Source organism: Stenotrophomonas sp. 05L44_2, from assembly GCF_056665995.1.
Map to the genome: position 1 here is coordinate 1 of NZ_JBFTNR010000362.1, position 6,069 is coordinate 6,069.

Below are 6,069 nucleotides of genomic sequence, written 5' to 3' on the forward strand. Positions count from 1 at the left end.
CCACCGTGTGCGCGTCCAGCAGATGGCCGCGGGCAGGGATGCGCACCACGCCGGTTTCATCCAGGCGCTTGTGATAGCTGGTGTGGATGTTGCTGATGTAGGCCTGACGATGGATCACCAGTTCCTTCCACGACAGCGCCGGACGCGGCGCCACGTCGAAGCCCATCGCGCTGGCGAGGCCGATGCGCTCGGCCAGATCGGCGGCCAGCCACATCGCCTTCTTCGGCACGCACCCGACATTCACGCAGGTGCCCCCCAGTTCACCCGGCTCCAGCAGGGCAACCCGCTTGCCATGCTGCGCAGCGCGGATGGCACCGGCTAGGCCAGCGGAACCGCCGCCAAGGACGATCAGATCGTAATCATAAGAGGGAGTATTCATCGCAATCGCTCGAGTCGACAGGGAAGATGGCGGGCGAGCGCCCGCAACGAAGATCGGCAGGCAGCGGGTTGGCGCCGTCACCCATGCTGCTGCGAGCATGCCATGGCCCGCTGCAGGCCAGACGTGAGGGCATGCAGCCACGCAGTTCGAAACGCGCGCGGCCGGCATCGATCACGCCTGCCCGGCCCCACGGCGCAGTGCTGGCCACTGCCGGTACGTCATCGCACGCCACAGCCATTCCATCGGACCAAAGCGGAAACGGCGCAGCCACAGGTGGCTGAAGATCACCTGCGCTGCAAACAGCAGCAGTGCCAACAGCAGCTGCCAGGCACGCGGCAGCACGTCGAACCATCCCAGCCCGTAGTGATAGAACAGCAGCGTGCAGACCACCGATTGGACAAGGTAGTGGGTCAACGCCATCCGACCGACCGGCGCCAGCCAGCCCATGCGCGCGCGCCAGTGCACGATCCAGGCCAGGTAGCCCAGGCACATCGGCACACCGCCCACGGCCACCAGTGCCATTGCCGCAGTGGTCGGCAGGTCATAGACACCCGGCGCCAGATACGGCTTCCACAACACACCTGCCAGGGTGGCCAGCAGGCCCAGCGGCAATGCGATCCAGYGCAGGCCGGCATACAACCGCGGGAAACGCTCCGGCGCGGTCAATGCGCCGCTGCCGGCGAACCAGGCACCCAGCAGGAACATGCCCAGCACTTCGGGCCCGGAAATGAACATGCCACCCAGCGACGCGCCGAACTCATGCAGGCGCTGCACGTTGGCCTGCATCCAGTCACCCTGGCCGTACACCAGGCGTTGCTGGTCGATGCCCTGCTGCGCGTCGACCAGCATCTTCTGCAGGTCCTGCGGGGTGGCCATCGACACCATCGCGCCGACCAGCAGCATCAGCGCAACACCCAGCGCATACACCAGCAACCCCATCCAGGGCAGCCAGCTGCGCGGTGCCTCACGGCAGGCCAGCAATGGCAGCGAGGCCAGCGCATACAGCACCAGGATGTCGCCCGACCAGACCAGCAGTGCATGGCACAGGCCGATCAGCAGCAGCCCGGCGCTGCGGCGCAGGTAGAACGGAGTGAACTGGCGACCCGCCGCCTCGGCGCGCTGGGCCATCACCGCAAAGCCCGCCCCGAACAGCAGCGAGAACAGGGTGAAGAATTTTCCCTGCACGAACACATAGACGAAGGCATCGGCCCAGTAGTCGATGCCCTGCCAATGCGCGTCGATGCCCGTAAAGGCCAGGTCCAGCGGCCCGCTGAGGGCCTCGATGTTCATCAGCAGGATGCCCAGCAGGGCGAAGCCACGCAGTATGTCCAGCACGGCGATGCGTTCGCCGGAAGCCACCGGTTGCAGGGAAGGGGAAGCGGTGTTCACGGGGCATCCGGCGTGCAGGTCCGTCATTATGCCGCCGGCCTGCGGGCCATGGATGGCCCCGCCCTGTTCCAGATACGCAACGGCCCGCCGAAGCGGGGCGGGGCGGCCCAGATACGCAACGGCCCGCCGAAGCGGGCCGTTGCTGCCATCACGATCGCGGTGCGATCAGTGCTGGTGACCACCGTCACCGTGGACGTGGCCGTGTTCGAGCTCTTCCTTGCCGGCTTCGCGCACGTCGACGATCTCGACGTCGAAATGCAGGTCCTTGCCGGCCATCGGATGGTTCAGGTCGACGTCGACCACGCTCATGCCGACCTTCTGCACGGTCACGGCACGCGGGCCGAAGTTGGTCTGCAGCACGACCTGCTGGCCCGGGACCAGCTTGGCGGTACCGAAGTGCTTCTTCGGCACGCGCTGGGACAGGCCATCACGGCGCTCGCCGTAGGCATCGGCCGCCTTGACGTCGACGTCGAAGGTCGCGCCGGCTTCCTTGTCCATCATGGCGTTTTCCAGGCCCGGGATGATGTTGCCGTGGCCGATCAGGATCGCCAGCGGCTCGCCGCGGTCCTTGGACGATTCGATCGGCTCCTGGCCGGCCTCGGAGACGGTGTAGTGGAAGCGGACAACGCGGTCTTTTTCGATCTTCATGCGCAACTCTGTCTGGATCTGCCGGAGGCAGGCGGGTTGGGGCGGGTTGTCGCCCGGCGGGGACGCCGCCATCATGACGGCCAATCCAAGGTCGCGCATTATCCGGAGAACATGCACATCACGCCAGTTTCGTCCGGCACGCGCCGGCTCCTCGCGCCCGCCCTGCTGCTGGCCCTGCCCCTGCTGCTGACCGCCTGCGGCGGCGGCAAGGCCGTCCGTTCCGCACCGCCGCCGCCTGCGGCCAGCTGGCCCAGCACCACGCCGGACAACCCCGAGGCCGCCAATTCAGTGCTGATGCGCGCCATCAGCCTGGTCGGCACGCCCTATCGCTACGGCGGCAACACGCCCGAATCCGGCTTCGACTGCAGCGGCCTGGTCGCTTACGTCTACCGTGAAATGCTGGACCTGAAGCTGCCGCGGACCTCACGCGACCTGGCGGCGGTACAGGGGCCGAAGATCGATCCGAAGCGCCTGGCAACCGGCGACCTGGTCTTTTTTGGCAGTCGCGGCAGTGTCAGCCACGTCGGCATCTACGTGGGCGAAGGTCGATTCGTGCACGCCCCGAGCACCGGCGGAACGGTCCGCCTGGATTCGCTCAGTGGCACCTATTGGAAGGACCACTACACAGGGGCGAAACGCGTCCTTCGCTAAAATGAACAGGCGATATGTTCAAAACTGTGACAAACATCACGGCGTGACTAACGATTTATTAACGGAATTTTTAACTTATTACTGCTTTTACAGGGCATGATGCCCCATCGTTTTTTTCCTTGTGACCGACGCGTGACGACAAACGACCCGACGTGCCAAGGCCAGACCGCCGCTTCTTCGCGTAGTGTCCGCCCGCTTCTGCTGGGCCTGGCATTGTGTCTGACCAGCCTTCCGGCCTGGTCGCAGTCCGCTCCCACCCGTACCGATGCGCCCCCGGCTGCCACCGCCGAGGCCGCCCCCCGCGCAGCCGCCAAGGCCGACGCCACCGCTCCGCAGCGCAGCCGCGCCGATGCCGCCGCCAGCGCCACCCTGGCCGCCCTGCTGCCGCACCTGGCCGCCAATGACACCATTCCCCTGATGGACCGCTCGGCCATGGTGGCCGGTGACCTCAGCCGCCTCCTCGCCAATTACGACACCAGCAGCGCCGCCAATGGCAGCGTCGTGGTCGGCAACGCTGCCGACAACGGCAAGGTACAGTCGTTGCTGCGCCGGGCCATGACCCTGCTCGGCACCCCGTACCGTTGGGGCGGCAGCAATCCGGACAGCGGCTTCGACTGCAGTGGCCTGGTCGGTTACGTGTTCCGCTCGGCCCTGGGCATCGAGCTGCCGCGCGTCTCGCGCGAAATGGCGCATGACGCCAATGCCGAACTGATCAACGACCGCGCCGCCCTGGCTGCAGGCGATCTGGTGTTCTTCGGCCGCAAGGGCCGGGTCGACCACGTCGGCATCTATGTGGGCGATGGCCGCTTCCTGCACGCTCCGAGCACCGGCAAGGACGTCCGCGTCGACACCCTGCTCACCGGCTACTGGGGCAACAAGTTCATGCAGGCCCGCCGGGTCGACCTCTGATCCGGGGTCATCTGCGCATTGCCTGAAAAGCCGCTGCCCTGCAGCGGCTTTTTCATTGGGCGGCTGGCCGTAACCGGGGCCGCTGGCCGCTGGCCGCCGCTTGCTGCGTTGGTCCTTGATGTCAAGGTTGCAGTGACCGCGACAGGCCGACCGTGTTCGGCCACAGCATCCCGGCGCGGGGCGGCGCGCCGGGTGCCCGGCTGGGCCGCCCGTGTTGCCTGGGGGAAAGGAATGGCGGCAAGCCTGGAGATTCCATCGCGTTGCGCAATCTGGTTCGGCCAACCGCAGGCAGCCGAGCGGGGTGCGCTGGCGGCGGCCGGTTGGCAACTGCGCTGCATCAGCCCTGCCCCTGCCATGGCCATCGGCCTGCGCAGCCGCGACCACCTGGTGGCCATCGTCGATCTGCGTCACCTTGATGCCGACGCCGTGCAGCTGCTGCTGCCGTGGATCGAGCGGCATCACCACCTGCCCTGGCTCGCCGTGCTGCCCCCTGGACTGGGCAGCGCTCCGCCCGCGTGGGGGCCGCTGCTGCGCGCGTGCCGCGACCAGTTCGCGCTGCCACTGGAACTGCACGATCTGCTGTCGGCAATGCAGCGGCAATCCGAGGGCGACGACGCGTTGCCGCACATGGTCCGCGAGTCCGGCAACCTGCCGGCGCTGATCGGCGACAGCACCGCCCTGCTGTCGGTGCGCGCCTCCCTGCATAAATTCGCTCCGGTCGACCTGCCGGTGCTGGTCACCGGCGAGACCGGCACCGGCAAGGAACTTGCCGCGCAAGCGCTGCATGCCTTGTCCGGCCGTGCCGGCAAACCGTTCCTGGCGATCAACTGCGGCGCGATCCCTGCCAATCTGGTGCAGTCCGAACTGTTCGGCCACGAGCGTGGGGCCTTCACCGGTGCCGCCCAACGCCGCATCGGTCTGTTTGAAAGTGCCCACGGCGGCACCGTGTTCCTCGATGAAGTCGGCGACCTGCCCGCCGACGCACAGACCAGCCTGCTGCGGGTGCTGCAGGAGGGGACGCTGGAACGGGTCGGCAGCAACCAGCCGCTGCGTGTGGACGTGCGCGTACTGGCAGCCACCCACGTCGAACTGGAACAGGCGGTGGCCCAGGGCCACTTCCGTCGGGACCTTTACTACCGCCTCAATGTCCTGCGCTTGCCGATGCCCGCGCTACGCGAACGCGGCAGCGATGTCCTGCTGTTGGCCGAGCACTTCCTGCGCGGCTTCCGCCAACGCCACCCCGGCCGCGCACGCGGGTTTGATCCCGGCGCACGCCAGGCCATGCGCGGGTTCGACTGGCCCGGCAACGTACGTGAGTTGTTGAACCGCGTGCAGCGGGCAGCGATCGTGGCCGAAGGCGAGCTGATCAACGCCGCTGACCTCGACCTGGCAGAGCCGGACGCCCCTGCGCGGCGCGCGCTGCTGCAGGATGCGCGTGGCCAGGTGGAGCGCGATGTACTGCTGCAGGCCCTGCGCCAGCATGGCTACAACGTGTCGGCGTGTGCGCGGCACATGCAGATCTCGCGGGTCACGATATACCGGTTGTGCCGCAAGCATCATCTGGAGCTGCCGGCGCAGCGCTGACAACGCAGGCCCCTGCGCGGCCGGGCATGCACCGACACCGGCAAAGCGCGGCCATGCAGCGCCGCGCCATGCCGGGCTGCCGCGCTTACAACATGTACGGCACCTTGAATGCCAGCGTGAAGTCCGGCGCATCCGGGGTCAGGCCGATGCCCAGCAGCGTCACCAGCGTGGTGTGCTGGTTCAACGCGTAGGTCACGCCGAGATTGAGCGAGGCCGCATTGGCATCGCTGCCGATCACCTTCACCCATTCACCGCCCTTGAACCGGGTCGAGGCGCGCGTGCTGATCTTGTCGCTGAAGGAAATGCTCAGGCTGGTGCGCTCGTTGAACGCGAATGCCACGCCGGCACCGAAGTACACCGAACCGCCCAGTTTCACATCGCCGGGGTTGACCGTATCCGGGTTGCTGTCGATATCGCTGAAACCGCGCGGGAACGAATGGATGTAGCCGGCGTTGGCGAACAGGATCGCCGGATCGGCGGTCTTCACCATCGATACGCCCAGGTTGGCC

At 67.1% G+C, this 6,069-nt stretch carries 6 protein-coding genes and 1 pseudogene; 3 read left to right on the forward strand and 4 right to left on the reverse strand.

Features of this window, described 5'->3' with window-relative positions; genetic code table 11:
* The 3 genes from AC1VAN_RS13435 to AC1VAN_RS13445 all read right to left on the reverse strand — a co-directional run.
* Positions 1-379: FAD-dependent oxidoreductase (locus AC1VAN_RS13435; RefSeq protein ID WP_480985977.1), on the reverse strand; the 379-nt coding region annotated here is incomplete at its 3' end.
* Between the two features lie 171 nt (positions 380-550).
* Positions 551-1,795, reverse strand: a complete 1,245-nt coding sequence (locus tag AC1VAN_RS13440; RefSeq protein ID WP_480985978.1) for a DUF418 domain-containing protein — start codon at positions 1,793-1,795, stop codon at positions 551-553.
* 138 nt (positions 1,796-1,933) lie between these two features.
* On the reverse strand, positions 1,934-2,416 hold the full coding sequence (locus tag AC1VAN_RS13445; RefSeq protein WP_025876084.1) for an FKBP-type peptidyl-prolyl cis-trans isomerase: 483 nt from the start codon (positions 2,414-2,416) through the stop codon (positions 1,934-1,936).
* A gap of 111 nt (positions 2,417-2,527) precedes the next feature.
* Between AC1VAN_RS13445 and AC1VAN_RS13450 the strand changes: the two genes are divergently transcribed.
* The 3 genes from AC1VAN_RS13450 to AC1VAN_RS13460 all read left to right on the forward strand — a co-directional run bounded on the left by AC1VAN_RS13450 (position 2,528) and on the right by AC1VAN_RS13460 (position 5,560).
* Positions 2,528-3,067 carry a C40 family peptidase gene (locus AC1VAN_RS13450; RefSeq protein ID WP_032975043.1) on the forward strand — a complete coding sequence of 180 codons (540 nt, stop codon included), beginning with the start codon at positions 2,528-2,530 and terminating at the stop codon, positions 3,065-3,067.
* A gap of 132 nt (positions 3,068-3,199) precedes the next feature.
* Positions 3,200-3,976, forward strand: a complete 777-nt coding sequence (locus tag AC1VAN_RS13455) for a C40 family peptidase (protein WP_032975044.1) — start codon at positions 3,200-3,202, stop codon at positions 3,974-3,976.
* 231 nt (positions 3,977-4,207) lie between these two features.
* A complete protein-coding gene (locus AC1VAN_RS13460; protein ID WP_025876078.1) occupies positions 4,208-5,560 on the forward strand; it encodes a sigma-54 interaction domain-containing protein in 1,353 nt (450 codons plus the stop codon).
* An 85-nt stretch (positions 5,561-5,645) separates the two neighbouring features.
* Here AC1VAN_RS13460 and AC1VAN_RS13465 read toward each other — a convergent pair.
* Positions 5,646-6,069: pseudogene (locus AC1VAN_RS13465) on the reverse strand (hypothetical protein); the annotation flags it as partial.